This window comes from Dyadobacter jejuensis (assembly GCF_003149085.1).
Lineage (GTDB): Bacteria > Bacteroidota > Bacteroidia > Cytophagales > Spirosomataceae > Dyadobacter > Dyadobacter jejuensis.
Genome location: NZ_QGDT01000003.1, coordinates 336,549 through 351,891, shown reverse-complemented (window position 1 = coordinate 351,891; position 15,343 = coordinate 336,549). Strand labels below are relative to the sequence as shown.

Here is a 15,343-nt window from a genome sequence, read left to right as displayed (position 1 = left end):
GCAACTAGTAAAAATAGTATGCAGATTTCAATGCTAACAAAATGATTGTAAAAAAGTTATCAGACTTTCTTTCGAATTCCTAAGCCCTGAGAATGGCATAGAAATATACATTCTAACCAATGACCCATACAGCAAAATCTAGAGGAGCCATTTTAAGAGGTAGTTGGAGCTCAAACTCCCAAATTAACCTATTAGTTCGATATATAAATGTTATATAATTTATATTATGTTAAATAAAATAGTCACTTTTGCCAGTTTTCCCTATTTTTGACTTCAAAATAACAATTATCGAAGTCAGTGAGATTAGCTACTTTTGCTATACAATTTTTAAAATCCGAATTCATGACATTCCCCGTAACAGAATCTACCTTATCTGCAGACCAGCTGAATTTATATCTTCAAGAAAAATATCATTTGGGGAAAGCCGCAAAATGTAGTTTGCTCAGAACGGGAATGAATCATCTGTACTTGGTGGACGATCCCGAGCATTCCATCAAATATGTATTTCGGGTTTATAGCTATGGCTGGCGCAGCCGAACTGAAATTTCTGAAGAACTCCGGCTTCTAGAGCTACTAAAAGAAAATACGATTCCCGTCTCATTTCCAATAGTTGACAAACAACAAAGCTATATACAAGAATTACAAGCGCCAGAAGGTCTACGCTATGGGGTCTTATTCTCTTTTGCTATGGGTATAAAAATTCCACTGTTTTCTCCAGAGGCAAGTTATACGATTGGCCGAACGATGGCTCAGATGCATCGAGCAACCTACCAGTTCGGCATAGACCGTATTCATTATGATGCTACCACGCTTTTGCACCAACCCGTTCAACGAATCCATCAGTTTTTCAATCAACCTTCTCAAGAGAAAGAATTTTTAACCCGGATCGCCGATTCCTTGCAGACGGAGTTTGCAACATTCCGCCAGATGGAGTTGCGAACTGGTGCAGTACATATGGACATTTGGTTTGATAACCTGCATATTGAAAATGACCAGACCCTCACGATCTTCGATTTTGACTTTGCAGGCAATGGATGGTTGTGCTTGGATATTGCGTACTTTTCGTACCAACTATTTCAAACCAATCTGGACCTGGACTTGTTTCAAAACAAAATGGATCAATTTCTTCAAGGGTATGAATCGGTGCATCGACTATCGAACGATGAAAAAAAAATTATCCCCATCTTGAGTCTTGGAATAATGGTATTTTATCTGGGTATTCAATGTCAAACTTTCAATACCTGGTCTAATGTGTTTTTAAACCATGGCCATCTGATAAGGTATACCAACGGCATGAAGCGCTGGATTAACCACCATCAGTTAAAGTCTATGATGTAATCCCCCCGGTCCCAGGCCCGTCCCCCCTACTCTAGATTCGCTAAGATCAATAGTATTTGGCAAAATCAATATCTTAATCGTACCGTTAAGTAAGTATCCCTAACTATTTGACTTTCAGACCCATATTTCCTTTAAATTGGTCCGCAATTCACGTTTCACCTATAACGGATTTAATGTATGAAAAGGCTTCAGGATTTTACTTTTTATGTGATGATGTTAGGTAGTTTGATGTTGGTCAACGGCTGCGTGCTACAGGACCATAAGATTCAAACCCCAATGCGCTTGTCTCCGTCCCAAGGTCCACCATTTGCGTCAGGCTTAAAGGCGCCTATTGGAATAACCGACGACCCTAAGGGAAATATATGGGTTACAGAAGCCGGAACCGGCACGAGCAATAATGGCCAGGTTACGGTAATCACGCCCTCCGGCATGGCCTATCCGGCAATTACCGGTTTTGCTTCTTCCATAAGTCCTGAGAATTCGCCAGAAGGCCTCACCCATTTGCTTTATATGAACGGCCAGTTGTATATTTTACATGGGGTGGAAGGGAAATTGTACGTAGTAGATATAACCAGCTTTAACCCTGGCACTTCAGCACCTATCGTTGCGAGTTCGCTGACCGGCATGGATATAGGAACCTTTGTTAAAAATGCGCACCCCAATGCACCGGATGACAAACTATCCAATCCTTATAACCTTACCTTCGGGCCTAATGGCGACCTTTTTATTGTAGATGCCGGAGCCAATGCCATCGTTCGCAGAGATAAGACCAACGGAGCCTTGAGCATTTATGCTGTACTGCCCGACGTTGCCAATCCCACTAGTCCCATGGTAGGCCCTCCTACCCTCGACGCCGTACCGACCGGCATCGCCTACGATGGCTCCGACTTTTTAGTTACCACACTCACCGGATTCCCTTTCCCTACTGGACACGCTCATATCTACAAAGTCAGTGGGTCGGGTTCAGCCCCTAGTACTCCTACATTGTACCGATCTGGATTCTCAGCGCTGACAGACCTTGTCTTTTCTCCAGGCGGCCAACTCTTGGTTACGGAATTTGGTTTTGGTTCGGCCGGTCGCATAGCTAGCGGAGAGGATGCTGCAGTAGCATTATACGCACCCGCCATTACGCCAGTCGATATACTGCTGAGTAAGACTAGCCCCGACACCTATTATGTATTGCATTATGGCCCTGGACTAATCACCAAGTTTACAGCCCAATGAGTTATTGAAGGGTATGATGCATGTACCAAAAAGAGGCCCCTCTGGAATTTCCAGAGGGGCCTCTTACTAACAATTATTATAGAGAAACTCTTATTCTTCTACACAAACAATTCCTTTACCTTCTAATTGGGCAATGATATTGGTAGCGTTTTCAAGTGCTTCTTTGGCTTCTTCTTCATCTTTAGCTTGTACCGCTTTTTCGAAGTATGGCTTAGCCTTTTTGAAACGACCACAAACACGTCCTTCTATTTCTTTACCGCGTTTCTGATAATCGGTCATGTTCATGTTATCGACTTCACTTTTTAGCTGAACGGCTTCATTGAAGTAAAAAGCACCCAGGTTATAAAGCGCATCGTAGTTATTAGGTTCAACCACTAAGGCTTTTTTGTAACTAGCTACTGCTTCGCTTACAGCCGTTTTTTGCTTCGCCTTCAATTCTGCCAATTCCTTTTCCAAGGCCGCAGTATCATTTCCTTTGGCCGCCTCTTTAGCTTCAGCAATTTGTTTTTCTAGGGAAGCAACAGATTCTACTGCTTCTTTTTTCTTGGCAGTCACATCCGCTAACTGACGCTTCAGGTCAGCACTTTTAGGTTGCTTCTTTAACAATCCAGTAATACGCTTAACTTCTCCGTCAAAAACTTCAATAGTTCCTTTCTCAGTTTCCAGATCCTTATTGAGGCTGGAAACCTTAGAAGTACCCTGACTTAGCTTACTATCGACCTCTTTGATTTTTTGGTTAAGTTTGCTACTGGTGTTATCATAAAGAATAGCCAGGTTCAAAATGTTCTGAATATTGTTAGGATCTTTTTCTGTCAAAGCCTTCAGCTCATTAATGGCCTGGTCTTCTTTTCCAGAAGCTAGATAAATATTAACAATCTCCGCCTTCAAATCTTTGTTGTCCGGCGAACGCTCCAATCCTTTATTCAAAGAAGCGAGTGCCATATCAAATTTGTCTTCGGCACGGTACAGCTGGCTCAAGCCATAATATACACTTGGGTCAGTACCACCATTTTCGGCATATTTTTCAAATTGAGCAATGGCTTCCGATTTTTTATCCAAAGATTGAGCTGCAATACCACCGTACAATGAAGCGAGGGTATCCTTCTTATTAATCTCTTGGGCTAGCTGGAACATTTCCAAAGCACCTTCCAAGTTTTGAGACTGGTACTTTTCGGCACCTTGTTTTACGAAGGCATTGAAAAGTTGAGTTCCTTCCTCTCCTTTCAATATAGATTCTGCTTCCTTAGAAGATTTTCCTGGCTGCCCTTTTTTAGTAACATCTAATTCTATTACTTTTTTATAGGCATCCATAGCCGTCTTGGCTGCACTAGAATCCAATTCGGTAGCCTGAAGGGCAATACTTTCATAGGTCTTGGCCCGATCCATCCAATATGCGGCCTTGGCCGTCGCTTTGGCATCGTCTATGCTTTTGTCACTTTTTTCCTTTTCCTTCTGGTATTGATCCAGTATCAATTTATTTGCCGCATCTTGTCCAAAAGCCGTTGCGCTAAACAGGGCAAGTGCTGAAACAAAGAGTAATCTTTTCATAAATCTTTTCTTTTGATGTTGGTTTGGTTTTCTACCGTAAATATAGGTTTATTATTGTTTTTTTTACAAAAATCATACCTCTGTATCCTCCTCCTGGTCATCTTCGTCGGAATCGTCCTCTAGGTCTTCAGTATCGATTGAGTCATCCAGAGCCAAATCTTCTGAAGCATCGGTTACAATGAGTGAATTCTTTTCGATCGGATTACCGTCTTCATCCAACGCTAATTCCTCTTTCTCGTCAGGATCCTTCAAAATTCGAGTCACCGAGGTTATTTCATCGGTATTATTGAGTCTAATCAGCTTGACACCTTGGGTATTTCTTCCGGCTTGGCGAACATCAGAAACGCTCATACGAATGGCTATACCGTTTCGAGTAATAATCATCAGGTCGTCTTGCTCGGTCACTTCGCATATCGCCACGAGTTTACCCACCTTATCGGTGGCATTCATGGTGGATACTCCCTTACCACCCCGTTTGGTAATCCGGTAGTCGGCTATCGCTGAACGTTTACCAAAGGCATTTTCGGAAACAACCAGTAACTGGGCATCGTCGCGGTTGATACACACCATGCCAATTACCTTATTACCTTCACCGAGATTAATACCTCTAACTCCAGCGGCGGTACGGCCCATGGGTCTTACCCCGGTTTCATTGAACCTCACTGCTCTCCCCGCACTCGACGCTATGATGATATCGTTGTCCCCATTGGTCAGGGCGACATTCAAGAGCCTGTCTCCTTCATGAATCGAAATAGCGATAATACCATTGGTTCTTGGACGAGAGTAAGCCTCCAATAATGTCTTTTTGATGGTGCCCTGTTCGGTACACATGATCAAATAGTTATTATTGATATAGTCGTCGTTGGTAAGCGTCTTCACATTAATCACCGAACGAATGGAGTCTCCCTTTTCTAGGCTGATCAGATTTTGAATCGGACGGCCTTTTGAGGTCTTGCTTCCTTCGGGGACTTCATATACTTTCATCCAGAACAACTTACCATACTCTGTAAATATCAGCAGGTAGTTCAGCATAGTAGCTGAGAACAAATGTTCGGTAAAGTCAGTATCCTTGGTTTTAACACCACGAGATCCTACTCCACCACGGGTTTGCGTGCGGTATTCGGCCAAAGGCGTCCTTTTAATATACCCCTCATGCGAGATCGTAATCAACATTTCGTCGTCCGGAATCATATCTTCATCGCTAAACTGTTCCGCAGCAAATTCGATTTCCGTACGACGTGCATCTCCGTAACGCTCTTTTATTTCGGTAAGCTCCGTCTTGATGATTTCATACTTCCGATATTCATTGGCCAAAATATCTTTTAAGTCTGTTATCAACAACATGATCTCTTCGTACTCCTTCACGATTTTGTCGCGTTCGAGTCCGGTAAGTCGTTGCAAACGAAGTTCCAAGATAGCCTTAGCCTGAATCTCTGAAAGTTGGAACTGCTCCATAAGGCCTATTTTGGCTACTTCCGGATCTCTCGCATTACGGATCAAGCTGATCACCGCATCCAGATTGTCGAGGGCAATTAACAACCCTTGAAGAATATGGGCGCGCTTTTCGGCCTCCCTCAGTTCATACTCCGTACGACGCGTAATCACCACAATACGGTGATCTATGTAATGCTTAATAAGATCCTTCAGGTTGAGCTGCACGGGGCGTCCTTTCACCAAGGCGACATTATTGACCCCAAATGAAGACTGTAAAGGCGTATATTTATAGAGGTGGTTTAAGACGATATTGGGTATTGCATCCTTCTTCAGGTCAAATACAATTCGCATCCCATCCCTATCCGACTCATCTCTGATATCGGAAATACCATCCAGCTTTTTATCATTGATCAATCCAGCAATCCTTTCGATCATGCTCGCCTTATTGGTCATATAAGGGATTTCGGTAATGATAATCTGCTCCCGGCCCGTTTTGCTTTCTTCAAAATGCGCTTTGGCACGTATGATGATGCTTCCGCGTCCCGTTTCAAAGGCCGATCGAACGCCTTGATAACCGTAGATGGTACCACCCGTTGGGAAATCGGGCGCCTTGATATACTCCATCAACTCGGCGATGGTAATTTCTTCGTTGTCGATATAAGCCAATGTGCCGTCGATAACCTCCGTAAGGTTATGTGGTGCCATATTGGTAGCCATACCTACGGCAATACCCGAAGAACCATTTACCAAAAGGTTTGGAAATTTACAGGGCAATACCGACGGCTCCGACAGGGAGTCATCGAAGTTGGGGACAAAGTCGACAGTGTCTTTACCCAAATCGGCCAAAAGTTCCTCAGCCAATCTCTTTAACCTGGCTTCTGTGTAACGCATTGCGGCGGGATTATCTCCATCTACCGAACCGAAGTTACCTTGCCCATCGACTAAGGGATATCTTAAAGACCACGGCTGTGCCATACGCACCATGGTGCCATAAACTGACGAATCGCCATGTGGGTGATACTTACCCAACACCTCTCCTACTATACGTGCCGACTTTTTATGTGCTCTATTATAATTAACACCTAAATCTGACATTCCATAAAGTACCCGCCTATGTACCGGCTTCAAACCGTCACGTACATCCGGTAGGGCACGGGAAATAATAACCGACATCGAATAATCGATGTACGCACCTCGCATTTCCTCCTCAATATTAATGGGGATAATGTTTTCTCCAGAAGATTCTGCCATAAAGAATTAGAAAAGAATCACAAATTTTAATGTGAGATTCGCAAAGTACAAACCGTCACCGAAATAATACAAACAATAGTTTCTTAAAAGATCAAATTTCGTCAATTTAAGCCACTCTAACAAACTATCTTTTCACCAATCTGAGCAGGGTGACTTGGTACAGTCTGAGCGATGATTATTCCTCAAAGGATACGTATAAAACTCAAATTTTTACAGTATGAAATTTTAGGAATTGTCTTCTTTACATGATCCTATTTCTATCTAAACACCTTGTTATGCCCATAGTATTGACAGTAGTAGCCATCTTAATGCTTATTTTATTAATAGCCTGGCTAAGAATTGACACCTTTATTTCCTTTTTACTCGTTTCTATCGGTCTTGGCTTCGCCAGTGGCCTCGAGGTGGCCACCATCACCACGGCCATCCAAAAAGGAGTAGGTAATACGCTCGGTGAACTCGTACTGATCGTAGGCTTTGGTGCCATGCTGGGGAAAATCGTAGCCGACAGCGGAGCGGCCCAACGCATTACCGATGCGCTCATCGGTGTTTTTGGTAAAAAGAACATACAATGGGGAATGGCTGTGGCCGGTTTTGTAATAGGCATCCCCCTGTTCTATAACGCCGGCTTTGTGATTGTCATCCCGCTTATATTTATGATAAGCACTACTGCTGGCCTTCCTTTGCTTTATGTAGGAATACCCATGCTTTCGGCATTATCGGTAGCCCATGGTTACCTTCCCCCTCATCCATCTCCCGCCGCCATCGCCAGCCAACTGGGCGCCGACTTAGGGCAGACCCTGCTTTACGGAATCATCGTTTCGATACCGGCTATTGCGGTGGCAGGCCCCATATTTGGAAAATCGTTAAAGAGGTTTAAACCAAAACCCGACGAAGCCCTATTCAACGTGAAGCCCCGCCCCACTGAGGAACTCCCCGGCCTTGGCGTCAGTCTTTTTAGTGCCCTCCTTCCTGTTTTACTTCTTACCAGTATGTCGGCCGTAAAGTCACAGTTCCCCGGTAACAAGGCGATGGAATTACTGGCCGAACCCTATTTTGGCATGTTGCTGTCGGTATTAGTAGCCGCCTTTACACTCGGTATACGCCGGGGACAATCCATGGTACAATTAACAAAATCGATGGAAGATGCCTTTAAGGGGGTTTCTGTAATATTGCTTATCATTGCCGGCTCTGGTGTTTTTAAAGAGATGATGACGGTTGGCGGAGTGAGTATCTACATCGCCGAGGGGTTGAAAGAGGTAGCCATGTCCCCGTTATTACTAAGCTGGGGAATTGCAGCAATCATCCGTGTTTGCGTTGGGTCTGCTACTGTGGCTGGCTTAACGACTGTCGGAATATTAGGCCCTCTTTTGGCGAATACCGGCGTCAAGCCCGAACTGATTGTCTTGGCTATTGGTTCTGGTAGCCTCATGTTCTCTCATTTAAATGACGGAGGCTTCTGGCTCTTTAAGGAATATTTTAACCTTAGCATCAAAGATACCCTTCTGACTTGGTCGGTGATGGAGACCATTGTCTCTGTAATGGGGCTCTTAGGCGTATTACTTTTAAATATTATTCTCTAATACTAACACTTATCTAGCAAAACTATGATTATTGAACATAACCCAGAGGCTAATTTTACCAAACTTGGCCTTGCCTTGCCCCCCGCTCCTCAGCCGGTAGGGGTTTATAGGCCACTCTTGATCGTCGATAATCGTTGGGTTTATGTGTCGGGCCATGGCCCTTTACGCGAAGACGGCAGTCTTATAACTGGACAGATAGGCAACGAACTCAACGAAGAGGAAGGAAAGCAGGCCGCCCAACAGGTTGGACTTGCTATATTGGCCACTCTAAAAGCCCAGCTGGGAAGCCTCAACCGGGTAAAAAGAGTCATCAAGGTGCTTGGGATGGTCAATTGCTCGGCCGATTTTCGCCGTCACCCGGTCATCATCAATGGCTGCAGTGAGTTATTTGCACAGGTCTGGGGTGAAGAAATGGGCGTCGGAGCCAGAAGCGCCGTAGGGATGGGTTCATTACCCGACAATATCTCCGTGGAAATAGAAGCCATGTTCGAGCTCGAAGAAGAATAATTACAAAACAAAATAGTATGTGGTACCAATTGCAGAATGAATCAGAAGTATGTTCCCCAGGACTTCTATTTTACAAGGAAAGAATAATTGAAAATATAGGCAGAATGATCGCCATGGCCGGAAGCCCCGATCGGCTAATCCCTCATGTCAAAACTCATAAGACCAGAGAGCTCGTGCTCCTGCAACTAGAACAAGGCATCACCAAATTTAAGTGTGCCACTATAGCGGAGGCCGAGATGATCGCCTCCTGTGGCGGAAAGTGGATATTGATCGCCTATCAGATGGTTGGCCCCAACCTCGACAGGCTCTCTCAATTAAAACAGCAATATCCCGATGCATTTATAGCCTCATTAATCGATGATATGGATGCCGCTAAAGCACTTAACACCGTATCCGAAAAATACAAATTGGAGGCTCCCATCTATATCGACATCAACGTGGGTATGAACCGTACGGGTCATAAACCAGACGATTCCCTCCCTGCCTTCATCGATAAGCTTTCGCAACTCCCCCAACTCGCTGTAGATGGCCTACATATTTATGACGGGCAAATTCATACACCCGATTATTCGGAACGGAAGACCCTAACCGATAGTACCTATGAAACAGCGCTACCGATTATCGACTATGTCTTAGCGAAAATAGGGCCTCATATTAAAGTCGTTGCCGGAGGCTCCCCCACTTTTAACATCCACAATTTAAAACCTCAGGTTTACCTAAGTCCAGGCACCAATGTACTGTGGGACGCCGGATACGACGAAAGCTTTAAGGATCAGAGCTACCTCACTTCGGCCTTGATACTGACCAGGGTCATATCAAAACCAACGGAGAACATCGTCACCTTAGACCTAGGCCATAAAGCCATAGCCGCCGAAAACCCCATTGACAGGAGGCTCCGAATCTTAAATATGCCTTCCTATGAACTTTTAAGTCAAAGTGAAGAACATGGGGTATTGAGAGTTCCCAGCGATGTATGGCAACAGATTTCTGTGGGGGATACCTATTATGTGGTTCCCTTTCATGTATGCCCTAGCGTAGCGTTACACGAATTTGCCTCTATCGTCGAATATGGCACCGTCCGACAGGAATGGAAAATCATTGCGAGAAGTCGTCGTATCACTATCTAGCTACGAAAGCAAGAAAGAGGTTGGACTATGTGGTCCAACCTCTTTCATTTACAAATACGATTGTGCATTGTTCGCCCTTATTTCTTTAACTGCAATAAGAAGTCATATACTTCATCTTGACTCCTTAAATGAGCCCGTGCAGCCGACAACATATCTCCCACCTTGATGGTAAACGAAGTATCTGGTAGTTCAATAAACATATCCTCATCGGTTTTATCATCGCCCATAGCCAAAATAAAATCGTAATTCCCAGCTTCAACCATTTCTTTTGCAGCCGTTCCTTTATTAAAGGCCGTTTTCTTCACCTCTACGACCTTGTTACCATCGATAATCTGAAGATTAAGCTCTGGCTGGATATAATTTTTTAGTTGCCAAACTAACTCTTGTGCCCGGCGGGTGGCATACTCTTTGTCTTCCGCTGTTCTATAGTGCCAAGCCAAAGAAGTTTCTTTTTCTTCTACCACTGCGCCAGGGCATCGTTTGGCATACATGTCCATAATGGGCTGTATACTCTCTTTCCAGTTCTCCTCGTAGTTTTCGTTCAACACCCATTCAGTGCTCTCCTTGGCTTTGATAAGCGCCCCATGCTCTGCAATAATATGAACAGGCATATCCAAGAACAACTGGCTTAAGAAATGCCTATCCCTACCGCTTATAATAACCACAGTATCATTTTCGGCAAATGCAGCAATCAATTCCTTAACTTCGTCGCTAACAATAGCTTTGGCTGGATCGGGAACGATAGGCGCCAAGGTTCCATCATAATCGAAGAATAATATTCTATTCCCAGCCTGATGATAGGCATCCCGGATTTTCGCAATCCCGGCCTTATTAAGGAAAACTTGTCTCAATTTTTCGTGTTCTTGTTCTAACATAGTTATTTGTGTAAAGAAATCGTTTGTCCAGGCAAACACATCATATTCTCTAATTCTAGAACGCATGACTTTCATACGCTTTTCTTGCTCCTCCTTCGGCATATCCAAAGCCAGCTTAATGGAATCGGCAATATTCTGTTTATCGAGAGGGTTTATGATGAGAGCCTCTCCTAGCTCGGCAGCAGCTCCAGCCATTTCGCTCAATATTAATACCCCCTGACAGTCATGACGACTCGCCACATACTCCTTACAAACCAGATTCATCCCATCTCTTACTGGGGTAATCAGTGCAATATCGCTGGCAGTATACATCCCCACCAATTCAGCAAAAACCATGGAACGATACTGATATATGATCGGCTGCCAATTGATGTTTCCATAGGAGGCATTAATCCGTCCGACCGTCTGGTCTATTTCTGCCTTCATTTGCTGATAGAGCTCAATGGTGTCGCGAGAGGGCACTACTACCATAACGAATGCTACCCTCCCATGCCACGCTCCATTCTGTTCCAAAAACCGTTCAAAGCCGTCGAGCCTGTGTAATATCCCTTTGGAGTAGTCGAGCCTATCCACCGAAAAGATAATCTTCTCTTTAAGCATTTCCCTCGCCACGGTTCTTTCCTTTATAACGTCGGGATCCGCATAGGCTTTATCAAACTTTTTGAAATCGATACTAATGGGGAAGGAATCTATCTTTACAATCCGGTTGCTTAGATTAATATAGTGCAACTTATTACCATGACCCAGCACCATCCGTACGGCTTTTAAAAAGTACTCCACGTAATCGTTGGTATGAAAACCTACCACGTCGGCACCAATAATCCCCTCCACAATCGACTTCCTCCACTCTACGGGAAGCATGCGAAATAACTCATAAGAAGGGAAAGGAATATGGAAGAAAAAGCCTACTTTATTATTTGGAAACTTCTCCCGGATCATCTGGGGCAGCAACATTAACTGATAATCCTGCACCCATACAATATCACCAGGCTGTATGATCTCCTCTAATTTCTCAAAAAACAATTGGTTGGCCGTTTTATAAGCCTGATAATATGCTTCATCGAAACTCGCATGGGAAGGAAAATAATGACATAAGGGCCAAATCAAGTCATTACAAAAGCCTTCATAATAGTTTTCATTTACATCTTCAGGAATAAATACGGGGTGCGCTTTAAAACTATCGTTTTCCAGTGATTGGCCTTCCAGTTCTTCCTTACTGTTGTCGGTATAACCGATCCACTGTATCTTATCACCGGATACAACCGGGGAGTGGGCTCCATCGCCAACTAGCGATAAAACAGCTGAAACCAATCCTCCTGAATTTTGGAATAAATTTACGCCATCTCCTTCTCTTACAATTTTGAAAGGCAACCTATAGGCGACGATAATCAATCGACCCGAATTTTCATCTTCTTGTGTGTTCTTCATATATGGTAAAGGCTCAAAAATATAGAGCTAATTAGTAAATAGACGATCAAGTACTGTTTAATATACAACAACTGTACCGCAAAACAATGAAACTGAGCAAATGAACCGAGGAAAAAAGGAATTCTTAGGTTAAATATGATTTTACTAATAATTGTTTGAAGAATATGATTTGACGTAAATAGTAGGACCCCACCGCCGTTCATGGCAGGCACAATCTGTGGTAAAACTTCCCCATTTATATCCAAAACCCTATCGATGCCTCCTCTTTTCGATAAGAAACTACCTTGAAGTCACCCCTCCTTGCACCAAATCATTGGCGACTTTGGTTATAATTTTCCGCAAGCCTAAAGCGCACGATACGCTCGATCAGGTCATAGGGTATTGGCTTATCGAGCGGAAACTGAACCGATCCCTTACCTTGTTTGTATGCAGCAAGCTCCTCTGCAAATTCCTGATGCCCCGAGGGGGTGGCATAAAAACCTATATGTTTTTTAAACGCCGCAAAATACACCAACGGCTTCCCCCACGACTTATAGGCCGGCATCCCATAAGCTATCAACTCTTCCGATTCTGGAGCCGTGGCCAGTATGAGCGCCCTTATTCTTTTAAGAACTACCTGTACCTCCTCAGGAAACTGGGCCATATACACTTCAATTGCATTCATAACACAAGCTGGTTTGTCGGTTTAACCTAACCCCTAAATTATGGAATAAGAATAAATATTGAAGCTTTTCACAATTTAATAAAATGGTTTTTGTAGTAGGCCGGCTGGCCTATATCTTTTTATATGGCGCGTAGAAAGGGCTGAGAGGGGTATAAAAACACAAAAGCACTTAACAAATATGCTAAGTGCTTTTTATGCGAGCCTCCAGTCGGGATCGAACCAACGACCTACTGATTACAAGTCAGTTGCTCTACCAGCTGAGCTATGGAGGCTTTTAATTCCGGATGACCGTGTGTCATTCCGTTATTGTGGTGCAAAAGTAGGCTAAAGATTTATTACATGCAAGCATTGAATAAAAATATTTTCTACTTTTTTTTCGAAAACTATATAGCCTCCTGAATAATAGTCAGTTGATGTTTTAAATCCTCTAACTGCTCCAGAGCGGCATTTATCTTCCTTTCAAATTCTGCCTTCAATCGATCCGAGGTCTTCGACTTCGCAAAAAATTCTATATTATTTTGCCAAAGCGCTATGTCGTTCTCCAGTTGGGTAACTTTTCGGCGAATATCGGTCTCCTTGCGGTATAGGCCTCGGTTATTCTCCCCATCACGTACCAGCTCCACTTCACTTTCCAAAACGGCCTGCTCCTTCTCTTTACTCGACAACTGAGCTATGGCACTCACATAGGCATTAATAGCGGCAATATACCTTTTTTGGGTAGCCTGCATGTCCTTTTTAGGAACGAAGCCAATCGACGACCATTCCGACTTAAATGCCGACAATAGGTTCAATGTCGACTCGTCCTGGCTGCTGGCCGCATTTTCAATTCTTTCGATCAAGTCGACTTTCTTAGCCAGGTTCTCTTCAAATTCCTTCTCTACTTCTTTATTCTTAGAGCGCTTATTTTCGAAATAGCCATCACAGGTCTTTTTGAATCGATCGTAAATAGAATCCTTGAACTTTTCAGGAACCTGTCCTACCCCTTTCCATTTCTTTTGCAGCTCAATAATTTTTTGAGTATTCGCCGGTGTGTCTTCACCCGTTGCGAGTATCGCCTCTGCTTCCTCACACATTTTGGTTTTCAACTCGAGGTTCACCTCTCTTTTGGCTTCCAACTGCCTAAAGAACTCCCCTTTGTTATTAAAGAAAGTCTTAAGAGCTCCCCAAAACTTCTTACTCAAGTCTTTGCCTTCGTCCCGAGGCATCATCCCCTTATGAGCTACCCACTGATCCTGGAAGGCCATGATCTCCTTGGTCTTGGCATTCCACTCCTTAATACTGCTGGACTGGAACGCAGTAAAAGGGGCAATTTCATTATAGATGGCCAATTTATGCTCATAATGCTCTTTCATCGACTTCTTCTGCTCGGCATAAGAAGCACGTTGAGCATCATAAAGAACGTCCATTGCCAACTTAAATCGTTGCCAAAGCTGCTCCTGTTCTTCCTTAGGCGCTGGGCCTAGATGCTTATACTCTTCAAAAATAAGGTTGGCTTCGGCGAGTATCTCCCTCGACATGGGCCGAGACTCTAATGATTTGCCTAGTTCTTCTACCTTTTGGCATAACTCAGCTTTCAATTCCGCATTTCTACGTCTATCGAGTTCCTTAAGTTCGAAATAAATATGACGGTTGCTAAAATAACGATCGATTAGCGCATTATAGGTAGCCCATAGGGTTCCATTATGCGGTGAAGCGATATTGCCGGCAACTTTCCATTCTTCCTGAATTTTTTTAAACTCTTCCCAGCTACTTTTCAAGCCAGAAGCGTCGGTTTCCCGACCTTCTTCCTCGTCGAGCAACTGGCGCAGCCGTTGCAACAATTCCGTCTTGACGGTAAAGTTCCTTTCCTTTTCTTTATCTTGCTTTTGATAAAAGGCCTGTTTGAATCCTCTGATCTCTTTCGAAAGTGCGTCTATTTGTCGTAAATGCTCATCGGACTTAAACTCAAACCCTTCTTCGGCTCCAGTTTCCTCGATGTAAACTTTTAGAGCGGCTTCCCTTTCTTCCTTTTTGGCTTGGTCGGCTATCTGACGGATTTCCTTCACCACCGTTTCCACCTGGCGAAAGGATGACATCTTAAATTCTGGATGCTGTACCTTCGCTAGTTCGCCTTCAAGCGCCTTTACCAAATCTTCCTTTGACAACAGGCTGTAGTCCACATCGGGGGTATCCTCTTCCGGTTCCTCCTCCAAATCGTTTTGAAGATCTATTTCTAGGGAATCTATTGTGTTTGTTGTCAGGTCCTCCTGCTCATTGCTACCGACCCCTGTGTTTTCTTCCTGTGCCATCGTGTTAAAAATTTCGTAAGTACGTTCTTCTGAACTACAAATCTAACAATCTTTCCATTGAAATGGCTATTTTTGGTCT

General features: G+C 43.7%; 10 protein-coding genes and 1 tRNA gene. 5 read left to right on the top strand and 6 right to left on the bottom strand.

Annotated elements, in window-relative coordinates:
- Nucleotides 1-342 precede the first annotated feature (342 nt).
- Together CLV98_RS08400 and CLV98_RS08395 are read left to right on the top strand one after the other, a co-directional pair.
- A complete protein-coding gene (locus CLV98_RS08400) occupies nucleotides 343-1,338 on the top strand; it encodes a phosphotransferase enzyme family protein (RefSeq protein WP_109673862.1) in 996 nt (331 codons plus the stop codon).
- A 177-nt stretch (nucleotides 1,339-1,515) separates the two neighbouring features.
- Entirely contained in the window at nucleotides 1,516-2,562 is a 1,047-nt protein-coding gene (locus CLV98_RS08395; RefSeq protein ID WP_109673861.1) for a ScyD/ScyE family protein, read from the top strand.
- 90 nt (nucleotides 2,563-2,652) lie between these two features.
- On the opposite strand, the gene CLV98_RS08390 is transcribed toward CLV98_RS08395, so the two are convergent.
- Both CLV98_RS08390 and gyrA read right to left on the bottom strand, forming a co-directional pair.
- Nucleotides 2,653-4,110 (bottom strand): tetratricopeptide repeat protein, encoded by a 1,458-nt coding sequence (locus CLV98_RS08390; RefSeq protein ID WP_109673860.1) that lies wholly within the window; start codon nucleotides 4,108-4,110, stop codon nucleotides 2,653-2,655.
- A 72-nt stretch (nucleotides 4,111-4,182) separates the two neighbouring features.
- Nucleotides 4,183-6,795 (bottom strand): DNA gyrase subunit A, encoded by a 2,613-nt coding sequence (gyrA, locus tag CLV98_RS08385; protein ID WP_109673859.1) that lies wholly within the window; start codon nucleotides 6,793-6,795, stop codon nucleotides 4,183-4,185.
- A gap of 245 nt (nucleotides 6,796-7,040) precedes the next feature.
- Between gyrA and CLV98_RS08380 the strand changes: the two genes are divergently transcribed.
- From CLV98_RS08380 to CLV98_RS08370, 3 genes are read left to right on the top strand one after another with little or no spacing between them, the layout of a single operon-like run.
- Complete coding sequence (locus CLV98_RS08380; RefSeq protein ID WP_510185937.1) at nucleotides 7,041-8,375, top strand: gluconate:H+ symporter; 1,335 nt, start codon at nucleotides 7,041-7,043, stop codon at nucleotides 8,373-8,375.
- 24 nt (nucleotides 8,376-8,399) lie between these two features.
- The gene (locus CLV98_RS08375) at nucleotides 8,400-8,882 is read left to right on the top strand and encodes a RidA family protein (RefSeq protein WP_109673857.1); all 483 of its coding nucleotides are present in this window, start codon (nucleotides 8,400-8,402) and stop codon (nucleotides 8,880-8,882) included.
- 17 nt (nucleotides 8,883-8,899) lie between these two features.
- Entirely contained in the window at nucleotides 8,900-10,009 is a 1,110-nt protein-coding gene (locus CLV98_RS08370; protein WP_109673856.1) for a D-TA family PLP-dependent enzyme, read from the top strand.
- Nucleotides 10,010-10,086: 77 nt separating this feature from the next.
- Here CLV98_RS08370 and CLV98_RS08365 read toward each other — a convergent pair whose 3' ends face one another.
- The 4 genes from CLV98_RS08365 to CLV98_RS08350 form a co-directional block, all read right to left on the bottom strand.
- A complete protein-coding gene (locus CLV98_RS08365) occupies nucleotides 10,087-12,312 on the bottom strand; it encodes a bifunctional alpha,alpha-trehalose-phosphate synthase (UDP-forming)/trehalose-phosphatase (RefSeq protein ID WP_109673855.1) in 2,226 nt (741 codons plus the stop codon).
- Nucleotides 12,313-12,622: 310 nt separating this feature from the next.
- Nucleotides 12,623-12,976, bottom strand: coding sequence for an iron chaperone (locus CLV98_RS08360; RefSeq protein WP_109673854.1), 354 nt, complete (start codon nucleotides 12,974-12,976; stop codon nucleotides 12,623-12,625).
- Nucleotides 12,977-13,175: 199 nt separating this feature from the next.
- Nucleotides 13,176-13,248: transfer RNA gene (locus CLV98_RS08355), tRNA-Thr, on the bottom strand.
- 111 nt (nucleotides 13,249-13,359) lie between these two features.
- Nucleotides 13,360-15,264, bottom strand: coding sequence for a DUF349 domain-containing protein (locus CLV98_RS08350; protein ID WP_109673853.1), 1,905 nt, complete (start codon nucleotides 15,262-15,264; stop codon nucleotides 13,360-13,362).
- Nucleotides 15,265-15,343: the final 79 nt, after the last annotated feature.

Excerpts from the sequence above, each read along its gene's own strand:
- CLV98_RS08365 (WP_109673855.1), bottom strand. The coding sequence starts at position 12,312 with ATGAAGAACACACAAGAAGATGAAAATTCGGGTCGATTGATTATCGTC.
- CLV98_RS08390 (WP_109673860.1), bottom strand. The coding sequence starts at position 4,110 with ATGAAAAGATTACTCTTTGTTTCAGCACTTGCCCTGTTTAGCGCAACG.
- CLV98_RS08370 (WP_109673856.1), top strand. The coding sequence starts at position 8,900 with ATGTGGTACCAATTGCAGAATGAATCAGAAGTATGTTCCCCAGGACTT.
- CLV98_RS08380 (WP_510185937.1), top strand. The coding sequence starts at position 7,041 with ATGATCCTATTTCTATCTAAACACCTTGTTATGCCCATAGTATTGACA.
- CLV98_RS08360 (WP_109673854.1), bottom strand. The coding sequence starts at position 12,976 with ATGAATGCAATTGAAGTGTATATGGCCCAGTTTCCTGAGGAGGTACAG.
- CLV98_RS08375 (WP_109673857.1), top strand. The coding sequence starts at position 8,400 with ATGATTATTGAACATAACCCAGAGGCTAATTTTACCAAACTTGGCCTT.
- CLV98_RS08350 (WP_109673853.1), bottom strand. The coding sequence starts at position 15,264 with ATGGCACAGGAAGAAAACACAGGGGTCGGTAGCAATGAGCAGGAGGAC.
- gyrA (WP_109673859.1), bottom strand. The coding sequence starts at position 6,795 with ATGGCAGAATCTTCTGGAGAAAACATTATCCCCATTAATATTGAGGAG.
- CLV98_RS08395 (WP_109673861.1), top strand. The coding sequence starts at position 1,516 with ATGAAAAGGCTTCAGGATTTTACTTTTTATGTGATGATGTTAGGTAGT.
- CLV98_RS08400 (WP_109673862.1), top strand. The coding sequence starts at position 343 with ATGACATTCCCCGTAACAGAATCTACCTTATCTGCAGACCAGCTGAAT.